This is a genomic window from Streptomyces sp. NPDC107522 (assembly GCF_055657525.1).
Window position 1 is genome coordinate 1 of record NZ_JBVKAU010000011.1, and the last position, 23,067, is coordinate 23,067.

The 23,067-nt window shown below is 71.8% G+C and carries 13 protein-coding genes, 1 tRNA gene and 1 riboswitch; of the genes, 9 read left to right on the forward strand and 5 right to left on the reverse strand.

The annotated features are described in order from the left end of the window. Positions 1-346: 346 nt before the first annotated feature. Positions 347-895: a MarR family winged helix-turn-helix transcriptional regulator gene (locus ACZ7L6_RS29495; RefSeq protein WP_471929082.1), complete on the reverse strand. Its 549-nt coding sequence runs from the start codon at positions 893-895 to the stop codon at positions 347-349. Between the two features lie 132 nt (positions 896-1,027). Here ACZ7L6_RS29495 and ACZ7L6_RS29500 point away from each other — a divergent pair, with 132 nt between their 5' ends. Beyond that, positions 1,028-2,296: an MFS transporter gene (locus tag ACZ7L6_RS29500; RefSeq protein WP_471929419.1), complete on the forward strand. Its 1,269-nt coding sequence runs from the start codon at positions 1,028-1,030 to the stop codon at positions 2,294-2,296. A gap of 252 nt (positions 2,297-2,548) precedes the next feature. Here ACZ7L6_RS29500 and ACZ7L6_RS29505 read toward each other — a convergent pair whose 3' ends face one another. Both ACZ7L6_RS29505 and ACZ7L6_RS29510 read right to left on the reverse strand, forming a co-directional pair. Next, positions 2,549-4,219 carry an ATP-binding SpoIIE family protein phosphatase gene (locus tag ACZ7L6_RS29505; protein WP_471929084.1) on the reverse strand — a complete coding sequence of 557 codons (1,671 nt, stop codon included), beginning with the start codon at positions 4,217-4,219 and terminating at the stop codon, positions 2,549-2,551. Between the two features lie 193 nt (positions 4,220-4,412). Next, on the reverse strand, positions 4,413-5,789 hold the full coding sequence (locus tag ACZ7L6_RS29510) for an NAD(P)/FAD-dependent oxidoreductase (RefSeq protein ID WP_471929086.1): 1,377 nt from the start codon (positions 5,787-5,789) through the stop codon (positions 4,413-4,415). 386 nt (positions 5,790-6,175) lie between these two features. On the opposite strand from ACZ7L6_RS29510, the gene ACZ7L6_RS29515 reads away from it, so the two are divergent. Together ACZ7L6_RS29515 and ACZ7L6_RS29520 are read left to right on the forward strand one after the other, a co-directional pair. Continuing rightward, complete coding sequence (locus ACZ7L6_RS29515; protein WP_471929088.1) at positions 6,176-6,958, forward strand: TetR/AcrR family transcriptional regulator; 783 nt, start codon at positions 6,176-6,178, stop codon at positions 6,956-6,958. Between the two features lie 336 nt (positions 6,959-7,294). Then, on the forward strand, positions 7,295-9,268 hold the full coding sequence (locus tag ACZ7L6_RS29520) for a sigma-70 family RNA polymerase sigma factor (protein WP_471929090.1): 1,974 nt from the start codon (positions 7,295-7,297) through the stop codon (positions 9,266-9,268). A gap of 27 nt (positions 9,269-9,295) precedes the next feature. Here the strand turns inward: ACZ7L6_RS29520 and ACZ7L6_RS29525 are convergent, their stop codons facing one another. Both ACZ7L6_RS29525 and ACZ7L6_RS29530 read right to left on the reverse strand, forming a co-directional pair. Beyond that, positions 9,296-12,793, reverse strand: a complete 3,498-nt coding sequence (locus tag ACZ7L6_RS29525) for an AfsR/SARP family transcriptional regulator (protein WP_471929092.1) — start codon at positions 12,791-12,793, stop codon at positions 9,296-9,298. A gap of 321 nt (positions 12,794-13,114) precedes the next feature. Continuing rightward, positions 13,115-15,214 carry an asparagine synthase-related protein gene (locus tag ACZ7L6_RS29530; RefSeq protein ID WP_471929094.1) on the reverse strand — a complete coding sequence of 700 codons (2,100 nt, stop codon included), beginning with the start codon at positions 15,212-15,214 and terminating at the stop codon, positions 13,115-13,117. A 736-nt stretch (positions 15,215-15,950) separates the two neighbouring features. Here ACZ7L6_RS29530 and ACZ7L6_RS29535 point away from each other — a divergent pair. The 6 genes from ACZ7L6_RS29535 to ACZ7L6_RS29560 all read left to right on the forward strand — a co-directional run bounded on the left by ACZ7L6_RS29535 (position 15,951) and on the right by ACZ7L6_RS29560 (position 23,010). After that, positions 15,951-17,375, forward strand: a complete 1,425-nt coding sequence (locus ACZ7L6_RS29535) for an MFS transporter (protein ID WP_471929096.1) — start codon at positions 15,951-15,953, stop codon at positions 17,373-17,375. Positions 17,376-17,590: 215 nt separating this feature from the next. Beyond that, positions 17,591-18,799: an L-2-hydroxyglutarate oxidase gene (gene lhgO, locus ACZ7L6_RS29540; RefSeq protein ID WP_471929421.1), complete on the forward strand. Its 1,209-nt coding sequence runs from the start codon at positions 17,591-17,593 to the stop codon at positions 18,797-18,799. 340 nt (positions 18,800-19,139) lie between these two features. Further along, positions 19,140-19,213: transfer RNA gene (locus ACZ7L6_RS29545), tRNA-Met, on the forward strand. A gap of 145 nt (positions 19,214-19,358) precedes the next feature. Further along, positions 19,359-20,447: a PP2C family protein-serine/threonine phosphatase gene (locus tag ACZ7L6_RS29550; protein WP_471929098.1), complete on the forward strand. Its 1,089-nt coding sequence runs from the start codon at positions 19,359-19,361 to the stop codon at positions 20,445-20,447. Positions 20,448-20,680: 233 nt separating this feature from the next. After that, a riboswitch (cyclic di-AMP (ydaO/yuaA leader) is annotated at positions 20,681-20,838 on the forward strand. 11 nt (positions 20,839-20,849) lie between these two features. After that, positions 20,850-21,875 (forward strand): M23 family metallopeptidase, encoded by a 1,026-nt coding sequence (locus ACZ7L6_RS29555; RefSeq protein ID WP_471929100.1) that lies wholly within the window; start codon positions 20,850-20,852, stop codon positions 21,873-21,875. A 190-nt stretch (positions 21,876-22,065) separates the two neighbouring features. Next, positions 22,066-23,010, forward strand: a complete 945-nt coding sequence (locus ACZ7L6_RS29560; RefSeq protein WP_471929102.1) for an aldo/keto reductase — start codon at positions 22,066-22,068, stop codon at positions 23,008-23,010. Positions 23,011-23,067: the final 57 nt, after the last annotated feature.

A 23,067-nucleotide genomic window follows, 5' to 3' on the forward strand; every position in this document is an offset into this window, starting at 1 on the left:
TTTCCCTTTCCGGCGGTTCTGACTCTATCAGATCCTTTCGGAGCTGATTCCCGGTCAGTCGGGTCTGTCTTCGCGGCTGTTGGGCCGTTCCGACGTCTCAAACCTTAGCGGATTCTCTCGGCGATTCCCAATCGGGCCGCCGAGCCCCAATTCGAATTGAATTCGGGCATGCCGAAATCAACCCCGTCGGGAGATCGTGCTGTGGTTTGGGTTGCCGCTTTCGCGGCGGGAGGTGCTGTCGCAGAACCGTTACGGCTCCGCGGCAACCCGAAGAACTTTACGGATCGGGGAGGGGGCTGTCAAGCAGTCCCTGTCAAGATCTTTTGTGTCGGCGTCGGGGCGCCCATCAGTCCAGGTCAGTGAGGCGCCCGCCGGCGTCCGGCTGGGCGTGTTCCACCCTGCGGAGCAGGCGGGTGAGGACCTCGCCGAGGGCGGTGCGTTCCTCCGCGGAGAGGTCCTGGAGCAGGTCCTCCTCGAAGACCGACGCCAGCCGCATCGCCTCCAGCCACTTCTCGCGGCCCTCCACGGTCAGCTCGACGATGACGCGGACACGATTGGACTCGTCGCGCTCACGGGTGACCAGACCCTCCGAGACCATGCGGTCGATCCGGTGCGTCATGGCGGCCGGCGTGAGACCGAGGCGCTTGGCGAGGTCGCTCGGGCCCATGCGATAGGGGGCGCCGGAGAGGACCAGGGCCTTGAGGACCTCCCACTCGGCGTTGCTGATGCCGAGGGCGGCGGTCTGGCGGCCGTAGGCGACGTTCATACGGCGGTTGAGGCGGGAGAGTGCCGAGACGATCTTCTCGACCTGGGGGTCGAGGTCCTGGAACTCGCGCTGGTAGGCGGCGATCTGCTCTTCGAGTGTCGGCTCGCTGATGCCGGTGGTGTCGCCCATGGGCCGAGTATCGCACGGGCTTGCTTGGCGTTGAAGTCCTTCGATGTGTACTCTTTAGCTTCGAACTTTAGCTTTGAAGTCTTCAGATCTACATCGAGAGAGGTGAACGTGACCAGGGCGATGGGCGCAGCGATGCGCCGGATCCACGTGGGCAACGCACTCAGCGCGTTCGGGCTCGGTTTCACCGTCCCCTACCTGTACGTCTATGTGGCGCAGGTGCGAGGGCTCGGGTCTCTGACGGCGGGGCTCGTCCTCGCCGTCTTCGCCGTGGCCGCGCTGATCGTGCTGCCGTTCGCCGGGCGGGCCATCGTCCGGCGGGGCCCGCTGCCGGTGTTGCTCGCCGCCCTGGTCATCGCCGCGCTCGGGGCGCTGAGCCTGGGGCTCGCGGGGAGTGCGGCGACCGTACTGCTGTCGGCGGCTGCGCTCGGGGCAGGGCAGGCCGTGATGCAGCCGGCGCTCGCGACGATGATCGTGGACTGCTCCGGCGCGGAGACTCGGTCGCGGGCGTTCGCGATGCAGTTCTTCCTGCAGAACCTGGGGCTGGGGGTCGGCGGGCTGATCGGTGGGCATCTCGTCGACACGACGAGTGTCTCGTCCTTCACTCTGCTGTTCGCGATCGAGGCGGCGGTGTTTTTGCTGCTCGTCGTGGTGATGTCGACGGTGCGGATGCCGCGTGCGCCGCGGATGGAGGGGGCGCCGGGGGCCGGGGCGGCGAAGGGGAGCTGGAAGCAGTTGCTCGGGAACCGGGCGATGGTGCAGTTGTGTGTGCTGGGCTTCGTGCTGTTCTTCGCTTGCTACGGGCAGTTCGAGTCGGGGCTGAGTGCGTATGGGGTCGAGGCTGCCGGGGTGTCGACTTCCGCGCTCGGGACCGCGTTGGCTGCCAACACCGCGATGATCGTGGTGGCGCAGTTCGCCGTGCTGAGGTTCGTCGAGCGGCGGAGGCGGTCGCGGGTGATCGCGGCTGTGGGGTTGATCTGGGCCGTGGCGTGGGTTGCGGCGGGGTATGCGGGGCTTGGGCACGGGAGCCAGGAGATGGCTACGGCTGCCTTCGTTTCGACGTATGCGCTGTTCGGGCTGGGGGAGGCGATGTTGTCGCCGACTGTTGCTCCGCTGGTGGCTGACTTGGCTCCGGAGGGGATGGCTGGGCAGTACAACTCTGCGTTTGCCCTGGTGAAGCAGCTTGCGTTGGCTGTGGGGCCGGCGGTGGGTGGGCCTATGGGGGCGTCGCTGCATGGGCCGTATGTCGTGACGTTCCTGGGGTTCTCGCTGGGGATCAGTTGGCTGGCGGTGCGGTTGGGGCGTCAGCTCAGTGCCGTGCAGGATCAGCCGTGGCTTGCGAAGAGTCGGGTGGTGGCGCAGGGGGCTGCGGCGGGGTCTGGGCAGGCTCGGGCGCACGCCTGAGTTTTCTCGCCCCCGCCGCCCCTACCCGTCCCATCCTTGAAGGGGCTCCGCCCCTTCCACCCCGCCAGGGGGCTCCGCCCCCTGGACCCCCGCCGGCCCCGAAAGGGCCTGGTCCTCAAACGCCGGACGGGCTGACAGATGCCGACCGGCACTGAAAAGTGGAGTCCGGCAACGCCCCAAGGGACGCGGGGAACTGCTCGACCAGTCTGAGGACGGGCCACAGGGGCATGCGCCCTCAGGCGCGCCTCCCGTTCACGGCCTCGACGCGTCGATCGCCGACTTCGGTAGGGCGAACTCGCACCAGACCGCCTTTCCGCCGCCCGGCGTTCGGCGGGAGCCCCACGCGGAGGCGATGGTGGCGACGATGGCGATGCCTCGGCCGGACTCGTCGGCCGGTTCGGCGCGGCGGCGGCGTGGGAGGTGGTCGTCGCCGTCGGTGACCTCGATGATCAGGCGGCGGTCTGTGCGGCGGAGGCGCAGGCGCATGGGTGGGGTGCCGTGTTGGAGGGAGTTCGCCACCAGCTCGCTGGTGGCCAGGACGCCCAGGTCGTGGAGGTCTGTCGGGAAGCGCCAGCTGGTGAGGACTCCGGAGGCGAAGGCGCGTGCTCGGGGGGCCGCCTCCACGCCGCCCAGGAGTTCCAGGGCGGCGTTGCGGAAGAGGTCGCCGTCGGGGCCTGTGCGGGACGGGTGCTGGAGGACGAGGACCGCCACGTCGTCGTCGTGGTCCGCGGTCACGCCCGAGCTTCGGACCAGGCGGTCGCAGACGACCTGCGGGGTGCCGGTCGCACCGGCCAGGGCGCGTTCGAGGGAGGCGATTCCCTCGTCCAGGTCCTCGTCCCGGCGTTCCACCAGGCCGTCCGTGTAGAGGACGGCGGTGGAGCCGGGGCTCAGGGCGATCGAACCCGACGCGTGCATCCAGCCGCCTGTGCCCAGGGGCGGCCCGGTCGGCTCGTCGGCGCGCTGGACGTCGCCGTTCTCGTCGCGGACCAGGATCGGGAGGTGGCCGGCGGAGGCGTACACCAGGCGTCCCTCGTTCGGGTCGTGGATGGCGTAGACGCAGGTGGCGATCTGGTTGGCGTCGATTTCCGTCGCGAGACCGTCGAGCAGTTGGAGGACCTCGTGCGGGGGGAGGTCCAGGCGGGCGTAGGCCCTCACCGCCGTACGGAGTTGGCCCATGACGGCTGCTGCTCGGACGCCTCTGCCCATGACGTCGCCGATGACCAGGGCCGTGCGGCCGCCGCCCAGGGTGATCACGTCGTACCAGTCGCCGCCCACCGCGGCCTCCGTGCCGCCGGGATGGTAGGTGGCGGCGATGCGAAGGTCGTCCGGTTGTTCGAGCTCCTGGGGGAGGAGGGAGCGTTGGAGGGTGACGGCTGTTTCGCGCTGGCGGCGTTCGCTGGCGCGGAGGCGTTCGGCGGCTTCCGCGTGGTCGGTGACGTCCGTGGCGAAGATGAGGACGCCGCCGTCGCCCTCGGTCACGGGGGTGCAGGTGAAGGTGTAGGAGCGGCCGTCGGGGGCCTTGCGGGACTTGAGGGTGCGGGGCTTGCCGCTGCGCAGGACCTGGTCGAGGAGGGGGAGCAGGCCCAGTTCGGCGAGTTCGGGGAGGGCCTCGCGGGCCGGTTCGCCCGGAGGGCGTACGCCGAAGGCCGTGACGTAGGCGTCGTTGACGTACGCGAGGCGGTGGTCGTGGCCGTGGACGAGGGCGACCAGGGACGGGACGCGGTCCAGGACCTCGCGGACCGGCAGTTCGTCCAGGGCGGGGATCGGCTTGGCCTCGTCGGTCAGTTGTTCGGCGCGGGCCGCGGGGACGGCGCCCGGGCTCTCTCCCCGGCGGTCCTGGGTGACCGCCGCCGCGGTTTCGGTCCGCGCTGCGGCGCGGCGCTGCGTTCCGGGGAGCCGGGCGCTCCAGCGCGTGAAGTTCACGAATCCTTGCCTCGTGTCGTCGTCTTCTGCCGGCTCCGGACCAGGGCGGGGGTCTGCGGGGTGGCACCCCTGAGTCGCAGCACTGTGGGGAGAGCCTCGTGTCGGGATCGGTTCGGGGATCAGTCTGGCAGTGCGGCCGACCTGGCCGACACCCGTCAGACGCCTGCCTCGTCGGTGGAGTTCCTGGGTCCGGTCAGGACGACCCCTTCGGGTCGTCTTCCGGCCTGAGGGGATGCTTTCCACCGGCCGCGAGTTCGAACTCCGCTCGGGGATGTTCGAGCGAACCCAGGGACACGATCTCCCTCTTGAAGAGCCCCGACAGGATCCATTCGGCCAGGACACGGGCCTTGCGGTTGAAGGTCGGCACCCTGCTGAGGTGGTAGACGCGGTGCATGAACCAGGCAGGGTAGCCCTTCAGCTTGCGTCCGTAGACGTGTGCGACCCCTTCGTGGAAGCCGAGGGAGGCTACCGAGCCCGCGTACTTGTGGGCGTACGTCTCCAGGGGTTCGCCGCGCAGGGTGTGCGCGATGTTGTCCCCCAGTACCTTCGCCTGGCGCAGGGCGTGCTGGGCGTTGGGGGCGCACTCCTTGCCTTCGCCGGCGGTGACGTCGGGAACGGCTGCGGCGTCTCCCGCGGCCCACGCGTGCGTGGTGCCCTCGATGGTCAGCTCCGGGGTGCACTTCAGCCGACCGCGGCCATTGAGCGGCAGGTCGGTCGCGGCGAGTACGGGGTGGGGTTTGACGCCGGCCGTCCAGACGACCGTACGGGTGGGGAAGCGGGCGCCGTCGCTGAGGACGGCGACGCGGTCCGTGCAGGACTCCAGGCGGGTGTGCAGGCGTACGTCGATGTTGCGGCGGCGCAGTTCGGTGACGGTGTAGCGGCCCATGTCCTCGCCGACCTCGGGCAGGATGCGGTCCGAGGCCTCGACCAGGATCCACTTCATGTCCTCGGGCCGGACGTTGTGGTAGTAGCGCGCGGCGTAGCGGGCCATGTCCTCGAGTTCGCCGAGCGCCTCCACGCCCGCGTAGCCGCCGCCGACGAAGACGAAGGTGAGGGCCGCGTCACGGATCGCGGGGTCGCGGGTGGAGGAGGCGATGTCCATCTGCTCGATGACGTGGTTGCGCAGGCCGATGGCCTCTTCGACGGTCTTGAAGCCGATGCCGTGCTCGGCGAGGCCGGGGATGGGCAGGGTGCGCGAGATCGAGCCGGGGGCGAGGACGAGTTCGTCGTACGACAGCTGTTCGGTGCCTGTGCCCTCTTCCTCGGTCGCGAGGGTGGTGAGGGTCGCGGTGCGCTTGGCGTGGTCGATGGCCGTGGCCTCGCCGATGATGACCCGGCACCGGGGCAGGACGCGGCGCAGCGGTACGACCACATGGCGCGGGGAGATGGAGCCGGCGGCCGCCTCGGGGAGGAACGGCTGGTACGTCATGTACGGGTCGGGGGTGACGACCGTGATCTCGGCCTCGCCCCGCGCCAGTTCCTGTTTCAGCCTCCGCTGCAGGCGCAGGGCCGTGTACATCCCGACGTAGCCACCGCCGACAACGAGAATGCGCGCACGTTCCTTCACCATCCCATGACGCACCCGACGCTTGCGTTTGTCCACAGCCTCGACAATTTGTGTGACCGGAGCCCGTCGCCGCCACGGTTTGGCCGAATTGCCGGAGTGTGAGGAAAATCCGCAGGTCAAGGGGCGTGCGCCGGGGGGGTCGCAGGTGGCTCAATCGGGACGTAAACGACTCGTACTCCGATCGAGGGGCGCTCCGTGCGGAACGTGCCCCTTCTGAATTGACCCCCGCTCAACTATGTTCGTGTGTCGACGGGGTGTAGGGGGATGCGCTCTTCGGGTCCGTGAGTCACACACGGCGGGCTCGTTGTCCGGGCTTGTTCCGCGACGCTCCGGCTTTGCAATGACGGGGAGAGTCTCCGGGGGGAGACGTCATTACCGGGGGATCGCTTATGCATGTTCAGGATTCTCGTTGGTCTTCCGCGTCCGCCATCACAGCGGGTGGCGGGGCGGTGGGCGGCACGATGAGCGCGGCTGCGGGCAACGGGCGCGGGGACAGCTCGCGTACGACGCCGCTGCGCGTGGACGCACAGCGCAATCTGGAGCACGTGCTGCGTGCGGCGCGCGAGGTCTTCGGCGAGCTGGGGTACGGCGCGCCGATGGAGGACGTTGCGCGGCGCGCGAGGGTCGGTGTCGGCACGGTGTACCGGCGCTTCCCGAGCAAGGACGTCCTGGTGCGGCGGATAGCCGAGGAGGAGACCGCCCGGCTGACCGACCAGGCGCGTGCGGCGCTCGGCCAGGAGGACGAGCCGTGGTCGGCGCTCTCACGCTTCCTGCGCACGTCGGTGGCGTCGGGTGCGGGTCGGCTGCTGCCGCCGCAGGTGCTGCGGGTCGGGGTCGCCGAGGACGGCGCCGTGCTCGACGAGGCCCGGGTGCCGCAGCAGCGGACGCAGCCGGGCGCCGGTGAGCTGCGGTTGGTGTCCGATCAGGCTCCGGCGGTGCCGGCCGACCCGGTGGACGACGCCGGGGCCGCGGCGCTGCTCGACGTGGTGGGCCAGCTCGTGGAGCGGGCGCGCGCGGCGGGTGAGCTGCGGGCCGACGTGTCGGTGTCGGACGTCCTGCTGGTGATCGCGACGGCGGCGCCCTCGCTGCCGGATGCGGCGCAGCAGGCGGCGGCCTCGGCGCGACTGCTGGACATCCTGCTGGAGGGGTTGCGGTCGCGGCCTCAGGCGTGATCCGGCCGATGTGACGGCGGTGGCCGTGAAGAGGGTGGCCCGGAACGAGGCCGCCGACGCGACCGCTGCTCGGAACGGGGGTCAAGAGGCGGGGTGCTGCGCCGCCCTCGCCTCGAACACCATCGTGTACATCTGGGGCATTTCGAGCGCGGCACTCAACTCGCGTCCGTCGAGGGCCCTTTGAGTCTTCCCCGTACGGGCGAGGGCAAGTATCGCGGTGCCGCAAGTCCCCACGGACGAGTGGATGTCCGTACGGGTGGGTCCTGACCAAAACCCGATGTGGCACCCTGACCCGGTGTCCAGGACTTGTGGAGCCGGCAGCGGGGGCTTTCCGCGATGAGCGTTGACGGGTGGGACGAGTCACGCGGTGACGGTGACTCGGCGACTCCGCAGGTGCCGAGTCAGGGCGGACGGGCGGACCTGCCGCCGAGCGGGCCCACGGAGGGCCGCATGCAGGGGCGCGCCGAGGGCAGCGTCCCGGCGCAGCGCGACCGGCGCGAGGACAGCACGTTGCCCGCGCCGCGCGAACTGCCGCCGTCGGACGCCGACCTGATCGGCCGGATGCGCTCCGGCGACGACACGGCCTACGAGGAGCTGTACCGGCGCCACGCGGAAGCCGTGCGCCGGTACGCGCGCACCTGCTGCCGTGACGCCCATACCGCGGACGACCTCACGGCCGAGGTCTTCGCCCGCATGCTCCAGGCGGTACGCGGCGGATCCGGGCCCGAGCACGCCGTACGCGCGTATCTGCTCACCTCGATCCGGCGGGCCGCCGCGGACTGGACGAAGTCGGCGCGGCGCGAGCAGCTGGTCGACGACTTCGCGGTGTTCGCCGCGCAGACCGCGCGTGTCTCCGACGTCTCGGACGACGACACTGTGGACCTGGGCGCCGATGTGCGGGCGATGCACGAGGCCGAGCAGTCCATGGCCATGCAGGCCTTCCGGTCGCTGCCGGAGCGCTGGCAGGCGGTGCTGTGGCACACCGAGGTCGAGGACGAGTCGCCCAGCGAGGTGGCCACGCTTTTCGGGCTCGACGCCAACGGCACGCGCGTGCTCGCCAGCCGCGCCCGGGAGGGCCTCAAGCAGGCCTACCTCCAGGCCCATGTCAGCGCCAGCCTCGCCGGCGACGAGGCATGCGCCCGCTACGCCGACCGGCTCGGCGCCTACGCCCGCGGCAGCCTGCGCACCCGCGCCGAGCGAGGTCTGCGCAAGCACCTGGAGGAGTGCGCCAAGTGCCGGCTGGCCGCAGGCCAGATCAAGGAAGTCGCCGGCGGTATCCCCGCCGTCGTGCCGGTCGCGGTCATCGGCTGGTTCGGTGCGGCCGGGTACGCCAAGGCGGCCGGGCTCATCGCCGGTGGTGCCGGGGCTGGCGCGGCCGGTGCCGCGGGGGCGGCCGCGGCGGCGGGCGGCGGTTCGTCGAGCGGTGCCACCGGTGGGGCCGGCGCTGCGGGCGGCGGTTCGTCCGGCGGGGCGGGCTCCGGGGGCGGTGCGGCGGCCTCCGAGGGGCTGGGCGCGCCGGTGAAGGCCGGTATCGCGGCCGGTGTCGTCGCCGTGGCCGCTGCGGCGGCGCTCGTGCTCGCGCTGGCCGGCAACGACCGTCCGGCCCACAAGGAGGACGCCAAGCAGCCCCCCGCCCCCTCCCCCATCGTCGAGGACACACCGACGCCCCAGCCGCCGAAGGAGGAGCCCACGCCGCGGCCTCCGGCGATCGTCCCGGCCGTGGAGCCGAAGCAGCCCCCGACGCCAACCCCTGAGCCGTCACCCACCCGCACGTCCGGTGCGACGCCCACGCCTTCCCCGACGGCGCCCCCGACCCCGGCCCCCACTCCGCCCCCGACCCCGACGCCCACCCCGACTCCGACGCCCCCGCCCACACCGGCCGTCTACCAGTGGAGCGAGCTGTCGTACGACGTCGCCGGCGACGGTACCGAGCCCGAGATGCGGATCGGCGAGAGCAGCTGGGTCTGGCAGCGGTACGGCGTGTCGATCGCCGACCAGCGGTATGCGCACGGCGTCACCGTGCACGGCCGGTCCTCCGTCACCATCGACCTCAACCGGGAGTGCTCCGCATACGACGCGATGGTCGGCGTCGACGACACGACCCTGGGGCTCGGCGCGTTCTCCTTCTCCGTCTACGGCGACGGGGCCCGGCTGTGGCGGTCCGGAGTGCTCAAGGGCGGGGACCCTGCGGTGCCCGTCCATGTGAACCTCACCGGGCGCCGGACCGTACGGCTGGTGGTCGAACCGCACAGCACCTTCGACACGGTGCTGCTGGCCGACTGGGCGGAGTCCAAGTTCCGCTGCGTGTAAGGCGGTTCTGCCGGCCCGGTCCGCGGCCTACGGCGCCTGCTCGGCGGGGTGGTGAAGGGCGCGCACGGCCTCGGCGAGGTCGCGCAGGACGTCGTCCCGGGTGAGGGCGGCACCCCGCGCGTGTTCGGCGGCGAACCGGTCGGCGCCCAGTGCGGTGCGGGCGGCGGTCTCGGCCCGCTCGGCGTTCGCCCGCTCCGGCTGCGGGCGTGGATGGCCGCGGCGCCACTGCTCCGAGGCGGCGAGCAGGCGGGCCGCCCGCGGATGGTCGCCGAGACGGCTCAGCAGATCGGCCGCGGCCTCCGCGAGAGCCGCCGTGATCATGTCGGCAACCCGGTTCTCCACGGCCAGGTGGAGCGTGTCGGCCAGGAGGGGCAGCCCTCGCTCCGGACCCGACTCGGCCGTCACTACCAGGGCGTCGATCGCGTTCAGCATCACCATGAAATGGGGCGGCGGTGTGCCGCGCGCGATCTCCGCGCGGGCCGCTTCGCACATCTCACGCGCGCATGCCGTGTCCTTGTCGTCCAGCGCGATCTGGGCCCGCATCAGCAGGACGAACGCCCGGGAGTCCGCCACGCCGTACCGGTCCGCCGCGGCGCTCGCCTCGTCCAGCGCGGTCAGCGCGGCCGTACGGTCGCCCGAGCGGTAGGCGATCTCGGCGAGCCGCGCGACGAGGAACGGCGTCTCGGCGTACGCGCCCACCTCCTGGGCCAGGCGCAGCGCCTCCTCGTACTCGCCCTTGGCCTCCTCGAGGCGGCTGCGTGTCATGGCGGTCTCGCCGGCCGCGCTGCACACCTGGGCCCGCATCCAGCGGTCGCCGACCCGGCGGCTGAGCACCCTCAGCTCGGCGAGGTCGTCGTCGATGCCCGCCATGTCGCCGTGTGAGTCGACGACCAGGTGCGTACGGAACATCAGCAGGACGCCGATCTCCCAGTCACCGCCGTGGACACGGCAGTTGGCGACGGCTCTGTCCATGTCGGCCTTCATGTCCCGCGAACTGGTCAGGTAGAAGGCGGTCAGCGGCCAGACCAGCCCCGGGAGCCGCGCCGCTGATGGGCCTCCGCGCTCGTAGAAGGCCCGCACCCGCATCAGGTAGCGCCGCATCCGCTCGTTCAGCAGTGTGTCGATCGGCTCGGTCTCGGACTTGAGGAAGAGGTGCAGCAGCCGGAGGTCCATGCGCGGGACGTGCAGTGGGTGGGGGGAGTGCCGGGAGTGCTCTTCCTGGGCGGCGAGGAAGACGTCGATCGGGTCGGGGGCGGCGGTCAGGGGATCATCTGGGGCTTTGGGGGAATCGGCGGCGGCCTTCGGGGAATCGTCGGGCGCGTTCGGGGAAGCGGCGGCGGCTTTCAGGCAATTGTGAGGGGCCTTCGGGTAGTCGACACCTCCGGTGTCCAAGGCCGCCCCCAGCCGCAGGATCCGGTCGATCCAGGCGGTGCCCTCGTGGCGGTAGTTGCGCAGCCACCAGAACCAGCCCATGGCGAGCGCGATGGACGCGGCATCCGCTTCGTCGCCGGCCGTGAGGGCGCGGTCGAGGGCAGCGCGGATGTTGTCCAGCTCCGTCTCCAGGCGGGAGATCCAGGGGAGTTGACCGGCCGAACGCAGCAGCGGCTCGGCCTCCTCGACGAGCGCGCGCACCCACGCGCGGTGCCGGCGCTCGGCCGCCAGACGCAGCTCGGGGACCTCGGCGGCGCGCTCGACGGCGTATTCGTGGATGGTCTCCAGCATGCGGTACCGCATGCCGTCGGAGCCGTCCCGCTCGCACGGGGCGGCCACGATCAGGGACTTGTCGACGAGCGCGCCGAGGAGGTCCGCGACCGGCCCGGTGCACACGGCCTCCGCCGCCGCTAGGTCCCAGCCGCCCGCGAAGACGGACACCTCGCGCAGCACCGTCCGCTCCCGCTCGTCGAGCAGTTCCCAGGACCAGTCGACGACGGCGCGCAGGGTCTGCTGGCGGGGCAGGACCGTGCGGCTTCCGGAGGTGAGGAGGCGGAAGCGGTCGTCGAGGCGGTCGGCGATCTGGCGGGGTGTGAGCAGCCGTAGCCGGGCCGCCGCCAGCTCGATGGCGAGCGGCAGTCCGTCGAGGCGGCGGCAGATCTCCGCGACGGCCTCCTGGTCGCGTGGGTCACGCAGCACGGCGGCGTCGGGGCGGACGGCCGCCGCGCGCTCCGCGAAGAGGCGGTGCGCCTGGTCGGGGAGCAGGGGCTCGACCGGGCGCACCGACTCGCCGGGGACGCCCAGGGGTTCGCGGCTGGTGGCGAGGACGGTGAGCCCTGGGCAGTGGGTGAGCAGGGTTTCGGCGAGGGTGGCCGCTGCGCCGATGACATGTTCGCAGTTGTCAAGGATCAGGAGTTGGCTGCGCGGGGCGCAGTACTCGATCAGCAGGGCGAGCGGGTCGTCCTGCGGGGCCGTCAGCTCGTTGGTCATGAGCACGGTCTCGCGCAGACCGAGCGCGTTGACCACCGCGCCTGGTACCGCCTCCGGCCGGTCGAGCGGGGCGAGCTCGACGAGCCATGCCTGCGGGAGGCCGGCGGCGGCTTCCTCGGCGAGACGGGTCTTGCCAGAGCCGCCCGGTCCGGTGAGCGTGACCAGTCGGGCCCTGTGCAATTCGGAACGGATGGCGGCGAGTTCGAGTTCCCGGCCCACGAAAGAGGTAAGGCGTGGACGGAGGTTGCCGAGGCGTTCGGGGTGGTGAGTGGAGGGCGGGGTGGGGTGGGCGTGAAGCTGGAGCTGGGGGGACGTGTCACGAGGGGTCACGGGGGCCGGCTCGCGGACTGACCGGCGAGCCGTCTCGGGCAGTGTCTCGGGGGCGGCTGGGTTCAGTAGCTCGGTGTGCAGGGCGCGGAGTTCGGGGCCGGGGTCGGTGCCGAGGCCGTCGGCGAGGGCCTGGCGGGCGGTTTCGTACGCGGCGAGTGCGTCGGCGGCGCGGCCCGTGTCGCGCAGGGCGCGGATCAGGAGGGCGTGCAGCGGTTCGTCGTACGGGTGCGCCGCGGTCAGTTCCTTCAGCTCGGGTACGGCGTGTTGGGCGCGGCCGAGTCGCAGGTCCGCCTCGGCGCGGGCTCGGGTGGCCTCCAGGCGCAGGGCCTCCGGGCGGGTCGCGGCGGCGGTGCGGTCGGGGAGGTCGGCCAGGGCGGGGCCGCGCCACAGGGCGAGGGCGGTGGTGAGGTCGTGGGCGGCGGTGGCGGGGTCGCCGTGGTCGAGGGCGGAGGTGGCCTGGCGTACGAGGCGTTCGAAGACGAAGAGGTCTACGTCGTCCTTGGTCGCCGTGAGTCGGTAGCCGCCGGGGGCTGAGGTGACGGCGGACTTGCCGAGTGTGCGGCGTAGGCGGCCGATCAGGGCCTGTAGGGCGGCCGGGGCGTCCTGGGGTGGGGCGTCGGGCCAGACCTCGTCGATCAGGGTGTCGGGGGTGGTGGGGTGGCCGGGGCGTAGGGCGAGCGCCGTGAGCAGGGCGCGGAGGCGGGGGCCGCCGACGGGTATGACGGTGCCGTGGTCGTCTTCCGCCTGGGTGACGCCCAGGATTCTGTACCGCACTTGGTCATTGTCGCGGGGGTGGCTTTGGGGGGGCACGGGTTTCGTCGGGGCACAGGTTTCGTCGGGGTGCGGTGGTCGGGCGGGTGCGGGCCGGGAGGGTTCTCGCCCCCGCCGCCCCTACCCGTCCCATCCTGAAGGGGCTCCGCCCCTTCGACCCCGCCAGGGGGCGGAGCCCCCTGGACCCCCGCCGGCCCTTAAAGGGCCTTGTCCTCAAACGCCGGACGGGCTGGATGACGCGGGCCGGCGTCCAGGAGCGGAAGTCCTCAAGCGCCGGGCCGGCTCGAGGTAGCTGGGTCGGCGGCGAAAGGTGGTGGTTCGCTCCTACACCCGCCGTGCCGCCGCCCCCGCCCCCAGTGCCCCCCGTTGCGGCCTGATCCCTGCCGGTACCGCTCGTTGGCGGGCGGGGGTTCCTGTCCAGCAGGTGCCGCGGCGGGCCAGGAGGCGGTGTAGCCAGAGTTCCAGGGAGACCAGGTCTGCCAGGCCGTCCAGAGGAAGGGGCTCGCCCTCGGCTGCTGCGCGGAGGGCCTTGCGGACCACTCGGGCTTCCACCAGGCCCGCCTGGGCGAGGAGGGGGGTGCCGAACAGGGCCATGAGGGAGTCGGCTGCCACCCTCAGGCCCGTTCGCGCGGCCACTGCTGCCGATGCGTGGGAAGGGGCGCCCCAGCCGGGTGGGAGGTCGGCGACCCCGGCGCCCTCCAGGACCGTTCGGAGGATGGCCGCGCGGGCGCCCGGTTGGACGCGCAGGGCCTCGGGGAGGGCGCGGCAGGCGCGGACGACCTGGTTGTCGAGGAACGGGGTGTGCAGGCGTTGGGAGCGGATCTCGGCGGCCTGTTCCAGAACGCGGATGTCCGATGCGTGACGGGCCAGTGCAGCACGCGCGCGATAGTCGCCGGGACGCTGGCCTGGGCCGACGCCGTTGCGGCTCGTCGCCGCCTGCAGGCGAACCGATACTTCAGCGAGCGCCTCGCCGGTCAGCCAGCGTGCCGCCGGGCCCGGTCTGGCCCAGGTGAGCGCGGCGAGCGACGCCCCCACGGCACCTCCGGGCTCGTCGAAGCGGCGGTGGAGGAGGCGGTCCGCCAGGGATTCCAGGCCGGTGCGGTAGGGGGTGCGGGCCAGCTTCCGTGCCGCGCCGTACACGCGCGCGGGGACCAGCACCGAGCCGTCCGCCTTCGCCAGGGCCGCGACCGGGCGGACCAGGTGGCGGCGTTTGCGGTCCATCAGGAGGTCCGCCAGGCGGGCCGGGTGGGCGTCGAGGACCTGGCGGGCGCCGTAGCCAGTGAAGTGGTCCGCGCTGCCCGACGCCAGGCGCGCGCGGTGCCTGGCCGCCGTGACCAGGCTCGGGCCCGGCTCGTCCGTCAGCGGGCCGTCCAGGTCGGCGTACGGCAGTGTCTCCTCGCCGCCGGTGACCACCACGTGGTGCAGGCGGGGGTTGGCCGCCAGGGTGCCCGCTCGTTCCAGTTCGGCCTCACGGCCGCCGACCGCCAGGTCGTTGAAGGTCACGGCAAGCAGCCGCTCCCCCGCGCCCGTGCCGTGGCCCAGCACTGTGCCCGGCATTCCCGGCAGGCCGGCGGCCAGCAGCGCCAGGGTGCCTGAAGCCGGCCCTCCGGACAGGTCGGCCCCTATGCCCGGTACCGGCATCCCGCGCGCGGCACGTCGTTCGGCGGGGCCCATGCCGGGGACGGGGCCTGGGTCTATGTCGGCGCCGGGGACGTGGCGCGGTGCCGACAGACGCGCGCGTACCGCCTCCACCAGGGCATCGCGTACGGCGTCCACCGCGCTGTCCGGGTCCGCGGTGGGTGCCGCCACCGCCAGCGAGGCGACCGGCTCGTACCCGGCGATCTCGCGTGCTCCGGCGCGGAGGATCAGCGCATGCCCCGGCGGAATGCGGCGTACGCCGTCGTACGGCGTGGAGTCGTGCAGGGCCGCCGGTACGTCCGGGGCCGCGAGCAGCGCGGCGAGGTGCCCGAAGTCGAGGTTGGCCTCGATGAGGTCGGCGAGGGGGAGCGCGGCCGTCGCATAGGCCGTACCGCCCGCCCAGGGGGTGTAGAACACGGGCCGCGCGCCCGCCAGATCGCCGCACACCGTGATCCTGCGGCCGACCTGGACAACGGCCGTGTAGCTGCCGGACCACGCCGTCAGATGCCGAAGTGCGCCTCCGCGCGCGGCGAACAGACCAACCCGCAGTTGCTCGTCGCTCGCTCCGCATGTGCCGAGCACCGCGATCCGGGTCTGGGCGTCGGCCTTCACCACGCGCACCTCGTCCGGGCGCCAGTCGCCGACCGCCCACAGCGGATCCGGGTCACCCCACAGGAGTTGGGACCCCACCGGGTGCACGGTCTCACCGTCGCTTCCGGTGGCCCCCGCGGAACCGATCCCGGCGGCCACCGCGGCGGTGCTGCTCCATCCCACCAACCACCGCATCGACGCCTCCACAGGCTGTGGACAACCAGTGCACCGTACGAACCGGTTCACCATGCTGCCATGAAGGACGCGCGCCGGAGGGGCGGCGGAGCCGCTCGAGATCCGGGAATGCGCCCGTGCCTGCGCCCCCGTGCCGGGCCGGGCGCCGGCCGAACACCCGGACGGGGCAAGGAGATCCACGCGCGCGGGGCGAGCGGAGACCAGGAGGTCTGCGACGCGAATGCGCCCCCGATACGCTCCCCAAAAACGCCCTTCGCGCCCTCAAGTTCCGTGGTGGGAGCGGTAATCCCGCACGAGAGGCGGGGTCGATTTTCGGCCAAATCGGCGCCGCAGGGACAGGCTCACGCACGCTCCGTACAAGCCCTGCGGACTACTCGCCGTGCTCGCCGCGCGCGCAGTCCGGGGAACGGAGTGCGCCCCCCGGACCGTTCCGCCGCCCGCGGGGATGGAGGCGGCGGAATCCCCCAGCCCACTGGATCCAGTACAGCGGGCCGACCCACGCACGAGTCATGGAACCGCTCCCCCGATGGCTGGAGAAGAGCGCACGGACGGGCGCACAGCCACACAACGGGAGCACGCCACAACTGTCCGTACAGAGGCCGCACTTCAGTACGAACCACAATCCCGCCATCCGGAACAATGCCCCTTAACGCTTGGGATGCGGCGAACTACGCTGGGTTTACGAATGCCGCGTGGTTATGCCAGCGCGGCAGCCGTCTGTGTCGAGGGGTGGCGCATGTCCAGGGAGCAACGCGGGCCGAACGAAAAACTCGGCGCCGTTCTCGCCCTCGCGGGAATCAGCAACGCAGGACTCGCACGACGCGTCAACGACCTTGGCGCTCAGCGGGGACTGACTCTTCGCTACGACAAGACGTCGGTGGCGCGCTGGGTGTCGAAAGGCATGGTGCCGCAGGGCGCCGCGCCGCACCTCATCGCCGCCGCCATCGGCCAGAAGCTCGGCCGCCCGGTGCCGCTCCACGAGATCGGCCTGGCGGACGCGGACCCCGCACCCGAAGTGGGCCTCGCCTTCCCCCGGGACGTCGGACAGGCGGTGAAGTCGGCGACGGAGCTCTACCGTCTCGACCTCGCCGGGCGCCGCGCCGGCTCCGGCGGCATATGGCAGTCGCTGGCCGGTTCGTTCGCAGTAAGCGCATACGCAACGCCTGCCTCACGGTGGCTGATAACCCCGGCCGACAGTTCGGTGGCGCGCGAGGCGAGCACCTCCGAGGGCTCCGGCGCACCGCTCAAAGTCGGCCACAGCGATGTGCAGAAGCTGCGGGAGGCCGCCGAGGACGCCAGGCGCTGGGACTCCAAGTACGGAGGCGGCGACTGGCGTTCGTCCATGGTGCCCGAGTGCTTACGGGTGGAGGCGGCACCGCTGCTGCTGGGCTCGTACTCCGACGAGGTGGGCCGTGCCCTGTTCGGGGCGAGTGCCGAACTCACGCGGCTCGCCGGGTGGATGGCCTTCGACACCGGTCAGCAGGAGGCCGCCCAGCGGTACTACATCCAGGCGCTGCGGCTCGCGCGCGCGGCGGCCGACGTACCCCTCGGTGGGTACGTCCTGGCGTCGATGTCGCTCCAGGCGACCTACCGGGGCTTCGGCGACGAGGGCGTCGACCTCGCGCAGGCCGCCCTCGAACGCAACCGTGGCCTCGCCACGGCCCGCACCATGAGCTTCTTCCGGCTCGTCGAGGCACGCGCGCACGCACGCGCGGGTGACGCGCAGGCGGCGGGAGCCGCGCTGAAGGCGGCGGAGGGCTGGCTCGAACGGTCCCGGGAGGGTGACAACGATCCGTCTTGGCTCGGGTTCTACTCCTACGACAGGTTCGCCGCGGACGCCGCCGAGTGCTATCGGGACCTGAAGGCTCCACGGCAGGTGCGGCGGTTCACGGAGCAGGCGCTGTCGAAGCCGACGGAGGAGTTCGTACGGTCGCACGGGCTGCGGCTCGTCGTTTCGGCGGTCGCCGAGCTCGAGTCGGGCAATCTCGATGCGGCGTGCGAGCAGGGCGTGCGGGCGGTGGAGGTCGCGGGGCGGATATCTTCTGCGCGCACTACCGAGTACGTGAAGGATCTTCTTCATCGGCTTGAGCCGTATGGGGACGAGCCGCGGGTTGTGGAGTTGCGGGAGCGGGCTCGGCCGCTTCTCATGGCTCCGGCGTGAGCGCTCCGCTTCGGGGGGCGGGTGCCTTCTCGTCTGCCTGGTTTTTGTCGCTTGCAGGTGCAGGTTGTCCGTGGTTGATCGCGCCCACGCGGGTGGGGCCGCATATCAGCAGAGTCCCGCGCCCCTTTTCCGGCGCTGCAGTCCCCTGGGTTTGAAGGCGTTGTCAGTGGCGCAGTGCACTATCGAAGCCGGAGGTGGTGCAGGTGGCGGGGCAGGTGCGGTCTGTCGGCTACGACTGTGATGTGCTCGTGATCGGTGGGGGGATCGTCGGGCTGTCCACCGCGTACGCGATCACGCGTGCCGCGCCGGGGACGCGGGTGACCGTGCTGGAGAAGGAGCCGGGGCCCGCCCGGCATCAGACGGGGCGCAACAGCGGGGTCATCCACAGCGGGATCTACTACCGGCCTGGGTCGCTGAAGGCGCGGTACGCGGTGCGGGGCGCCGCCGAGATGGTCAAGTTCTGCGCGGAGTACGGCGTCGCGCACGCCGTCACCGGCAAGCTGATCGTCGCGACGGAGCGGGAGGAGCTGCCGCGGCTGCACGCGCTGGTGCAGCGCGGGCGGGAGAACGGGATTCCGGTGCGGGAGCTGGGCGCCGCGCAGATCTCGGAGTACGAGCCCGAGGTGCGGGGGCTCGCGGCGATACACGTCGGGACGACGGGCGTGTGCGACTTCGTCGGGGTCGCCCGGCAGCTGGCCGAGGCGTCGGGGGCGGAGATCCGGTACGGCGCCGAGGTCGAGCGGGTCGACCGGCGGGCGGAGCTGGGGGTCGCCGTACGGACCACGCGCGGGGACGTCGTGCGGGGGCGGGTGCTGGTGAACTGTGCCGGGCTGTACTGCGACGAGGTGGCCCGGATGACAGGGGACGAGCCGGGGGTGCGGATCGTGCCGTTCCGGGGCGAGTACTACTCGCTGGCGCGGCCCGAGCTGGTGCGGGGGCTGGTGTATCCGGTGCCGGATCCGGCGTTCCCGTTCCTCGGGGTGCATCTCACGCGCGGGATCGACGGGGATGTGCACATCGGGCCCAACGCGGTGCCGGCGCTGGCCCGGGAGGGGTACGGGTGGGGGGTCGTACGGCCGCGGGAGGTCGGGGTGACCGTGGCTTGGCCCGGGGTGTGGCGGATGGCTCGGCAGCACTGGCGGTACGGGGCGGGGGAGCTGCGGCGATCGGTGTCCAAGGGGGCGTTCACGGAGGCGGTGCGGAGGTTGTTGCCTGCGGTGACGTCCGATGATCTGGTGCCTGCGGCGGCGGGGGTGCGGGCGCAGGCGGTGTTGCGGGACGGGTCGCTGGTGGATGACTTTCTGATCAGGGAGGGGGCTCGGGCGGTGCATGTGTTGAATGCGCCGAGTCCTGCGGCTACGGCCTCGCTGCCGATCGGGCGGGAGGTTGCGCGGCGGGTGGTGGCGGTGCTGGAGGGTGTTTGAGCGGGTGGGTGCGGTGCCGGTGCCGGCTGCCTGGGGTTTTCTCGCCCCCGCCGCCCCTACCCGTCCCATCCTGAAGAGGCTCCGCCCCTTCCACCCCGCCAGGGGCCTGCCGCCCCCTGGACCCCCGCTTCGGCCCCGAAAGGGCCTCGTCCTCAAACGCCGGACGGGCTGAATGACGCGGACCGGCGTCGAGAAGCGGAAGCCCCTACGGGTGGGCGGGGGCCAGGGATGGCGGCGCCTTCTCCTCGAGCGCCAGACAGGCCGGAAGTGCTGGTCAGACGCAGGCCGTGGAAAGCCGTGTGCTTCGAGTCCTGCGGATGGCGTACTATGGACTCACCGACGCGGGGTGGAGCAGCTCGGTAGCTCGCTGGGCTCATAACCCAGAGGTCGCAGGTTCAAATCCTGTCCCCGCTACTGAAGGCTCAGGGCCGGAACTGATCAGTTCAGTTCCGGCCCTGAGTGTTTTTCTCCCGCGCCCCCTCCCGACTCCCGTCGGCCCCACTCGCCCGGTCGGCCCTCCCCACTCGCCCTCCGCCCCCGCTTCGGAAACGCTGGTGGCGTGGAGGAACGGCGGATCTCGTACGCACGCCGGTTCGTCCGGCTGCTGCCGGCCCTGTCGATCGGGGCCGGGGGCGTGTACGACTACGCCACCCCGACGGATTTCACCGGCGCCCCCTTCTTCACCGCCGCGCCCCTGGTCGCCGCCCCGCTCTACACGCAGCGCGGCACGGTCGTCACAGGCCTGGTCGCCTTCGCCGTACTGCTCGGGCTCCGCATTCATCTCGGCGGCCTCCCCCGGGCGGAGGTGATCACCGAGCTGGTCACCGTGGTGGTCGTCTGCGTGCTCGCCGTCCTCATCAACCTTCTCGTCCGCCGCAGCAACGAGCGCCTCGCCTCCGCACGCGAGATCGCCGAGGCGGCCCAGCGCGCCGTCCTGCCGGAGCCCGCCGAGCGGATCGGAGGGTTCCAGATCGCGGCCAGGTACGAGGCGGCGCAGAAGGGCGCCTCCATCGGCGGTGACCTGTACGCCGTGCAGGACAGCCCGCACGGTGTACGGGTCGTCGTGGGGGACGTACGCGGCAAGGGCATGGGTGCCGTGGGGGCCGTCGCCGTCGTCATCGGGGCCTTCCGGGAGGCCGCCGAGCAGGAGGCCACTCTGGAGGCAGTGGCACAGCGGCTGGAGCGGGCGCTGGCGCGCGAGCGTATGCGGCGCGAGGGAGTCGAGTCCTACGAGGGGTTCACCACCGCCGTACTCGCCGAGCTGCCGCACGGCAACGGGATCGTGCGGCTCGTCAACCGCGGGCACCCACCGCCCCTGCTGCTGTACGCCGACGGCAGCGTGCGCTCGCTGCTCGCCACCGAGCCCGCGCTGCCGCTGGGCATGGCGGAGCTCGGCGCCTGGCCCGACCGGGCCGAGGAGGCCGACTTCGTGAGCGGATCCACGCTGCTGCTGTACACCGACGGCCTGTCCGAGGCGCGGGACGAGAACGGACGGTTCTACGACCCCGAGGTGGGTCTCGCGGGGCAGCGGGCCGACGCACAGCGCGAGCCGGCCGCGCTCCTCGGTGCGCTCGCCGCGGAGGTGCGCCGGCACTCCGGGGACGGGATGGCGGACGACATGGCCCTCATCGCCGTACGACGACCGTGATCGTTCTCACCAAGGGTGATCGGGCGACCGCCCTCCGCATAACAACTGACATACCGTCAATACCTGTGTGGCTCCCGAGCCTCGGCCAACTCGCCCGATTTAGGCCGCTCATGACCCCTAAGTCCCGCTGAAAATAGTTAATGATCAAGCGGAACAGCTTGGAATCCGCACCTCGCGTCTATTAACGTTCGATAACGCAGCGCGGTCGTCCCAGCCGTCACAAGAGATGGCTCCGTGCGCACGCGCCGAATCCCGCAAGGGAGCCGGGGAACCACCACCCTGGGGTGAATCGCGCGGATTCCGCCGTGAAGTCACGGACGGTATACGCGCGTAGGAGACCTTCCTGCTCCGAACCCGTCAGCTAACCCGGTAGGCGAGAAGGAAGGAAAGGAGTACGCCCACGTGGCGTCCAACAGGCCTGCTACGCAAGCCCCGTTCGTGCCGAGTCAGCGCAGCACCGACACCTTCGGCTACGACAGCTACCGCACCGACGAGGGCCCGTTCGAGGAGTGGAACCCCACCGCGGAGTCCATTCGTCCGGTCCGTGGCAGGCATCGCGTCGCCAAGCAGCGCGGCGGGGGACTCGCGCGCAGCTCCACGGTTCTCGGCGTCGGCGTCATAGCCGCCGTCGGCGCGGGCGGCATGGCCAGCGCGCAGAGCGGCAAGCCGCCGGTCGCCATCACCATGCCCGACCTGCCGCTGATCTCCGACGACGACTCCTCCGCCGCCGAGGACTCCGCGACCGCGCTGAGCACCATGGGCGAGACCACCGAGGAGACCACCCAGGGCACCAGCGACGCCGGTGAGGCGCTGCGGGCCCGGATCATCGCCCAGGTCGAGCAGCAGCAGGACCAGATCCAGAACAAGGCCGCCGCCGAAGCGGTCGCCGCCGCCGAGAAGGAGGCCGCCGCCGCGGCCGCCAAGGCGGAGAAGGAGGCCGAGGCCAAGGCCGCCGCCGCCAAGGCCAAGGCCGAGGAGGAGGCCCGCAAGAAGGCCGAGGCCGAGCGCCTCGCCGAGCTGGCCAAGCAGTACACGCTGCCGACCTCCTCGTACACCATCACCTCGACCTTCGGTCAGGCCGGCGCCTACTGGTCGTCCGGCTACCACACGGGCCTCGACTTCGCCGCCCCGTCCGGCACGCTGATCAAGGCGGTCCACTCCGGCACGATCACGTTCGCCGGCTGGGACGGCTCGTACGGCTACAAGACCGTGCTGACCCTCGACGACGGCACCGAGCTCTGGTTCGCGCACCAGTCCTCGATCAGCGTCAGCGTGGGCCAGAAGGTCAACACGGGCGACGTCATCGGCCGCGTGGGCGCCACCGGCAACGTGACCGGTGCCCACCTCCACCTCGAGGTGCACCCCGACGGCAGCACGAGCGGCATCGACCCGATGGCGTGGCTGCAGAGCAAGGGCCTCACGCCCTGAGGTTCACCCGCTTCCGAGACCGCGTTTCGGATGCCCCGGCCTTTGATCCCGGTTCCGATCCCCCGGCGGTCCTGACGGCTACCCCCCACGTCAGGGCTGCCGGTTTCCGGAGCGCCGGGGTCCGCTTGTTTACGGGAAATTTGCGGGCGTCCCGGAAGACCGGGCTCCGCCAAGCGCGTTGATGTCGAGCATGACTTCTCTTCGCAAGCTCGGCTCCTCCGACCTCGAGGTCTCCCCGCTCTCCCTCGGCGGCAACGTCTTCGGCTGGACCGCCGACGAGGACCGGTCCTTCGCCGTCCTCGACGCCTACACGGCGGCCGGCGGCAACTTCATCGACACGGCCGACTCGTACTCGGCCTGGGTCGAGGGCAACGCGGGCGGCGAGTCCGAGACCATCATCGGCAAGTGGCTGCGGGCGCGCGGCAACCGGGACGACGTCGTCATCGCCACGAAGGTCAGCCAGCACCCCGACTTCCAGGGCCTGTCCGCCGCCAACATCAAGGCCGCCGCGGACGCCTCGCTCCGCCGCCTCGGCACCGACCGCATCGACCTCTACTACACCCACTTCGACAAGCCCGAAGTCCCGGTCGAGGAGATCATCGGCGCGCTGGACGAGCTGGTGAAGGCGGGCAAGGTACGGCACATCGCCGCCTCCAACATCTCCGCCGAGCGGCTGCGGGCGTCCCTGGACTTCTCCGACCGCGAGGGCCTCGCCCGGTACGTCGCCCTGCAGCCCCACTACAACCTGGTCTCCCGCGACACCTACGAGGGCGAGCTCCAGGACCTCGCCGAGCGGGAAGGCCTCGCGGCGGTCCCGTACTACGCCCTGGCGTCCGGCTTCCTCACGGGCAAGTACCGCGCCGGTACGACGGTGGGGAGCCCGCGCGCCCAGGGCGCCGGCAGGTACCTGGAGACGGAGCGGGGCCGCAACGTGCTCGCCGTCCTCGACGAGATCGCCCAGGCCCACGAGGCGCCGGTGGCCACGGTGGCCCTGGCCTGGCTGGCGTCCCGGCCGACGGTCGCGGCCCCGATCGCCTCGGCCCGGACGGTCGAGCAGCTGCCGGCACTGCTGGGCGTGGCGGAGCTGAGGCTGACGGACGGGCAGCTGGAGAAGCTGACGGCCGCGTCGGCCTGAGTCCTTCAGCCCGCCTGGGGTGCTGCCCCCTGGCGGGGTCGGAGGGGCGCAGCCCCT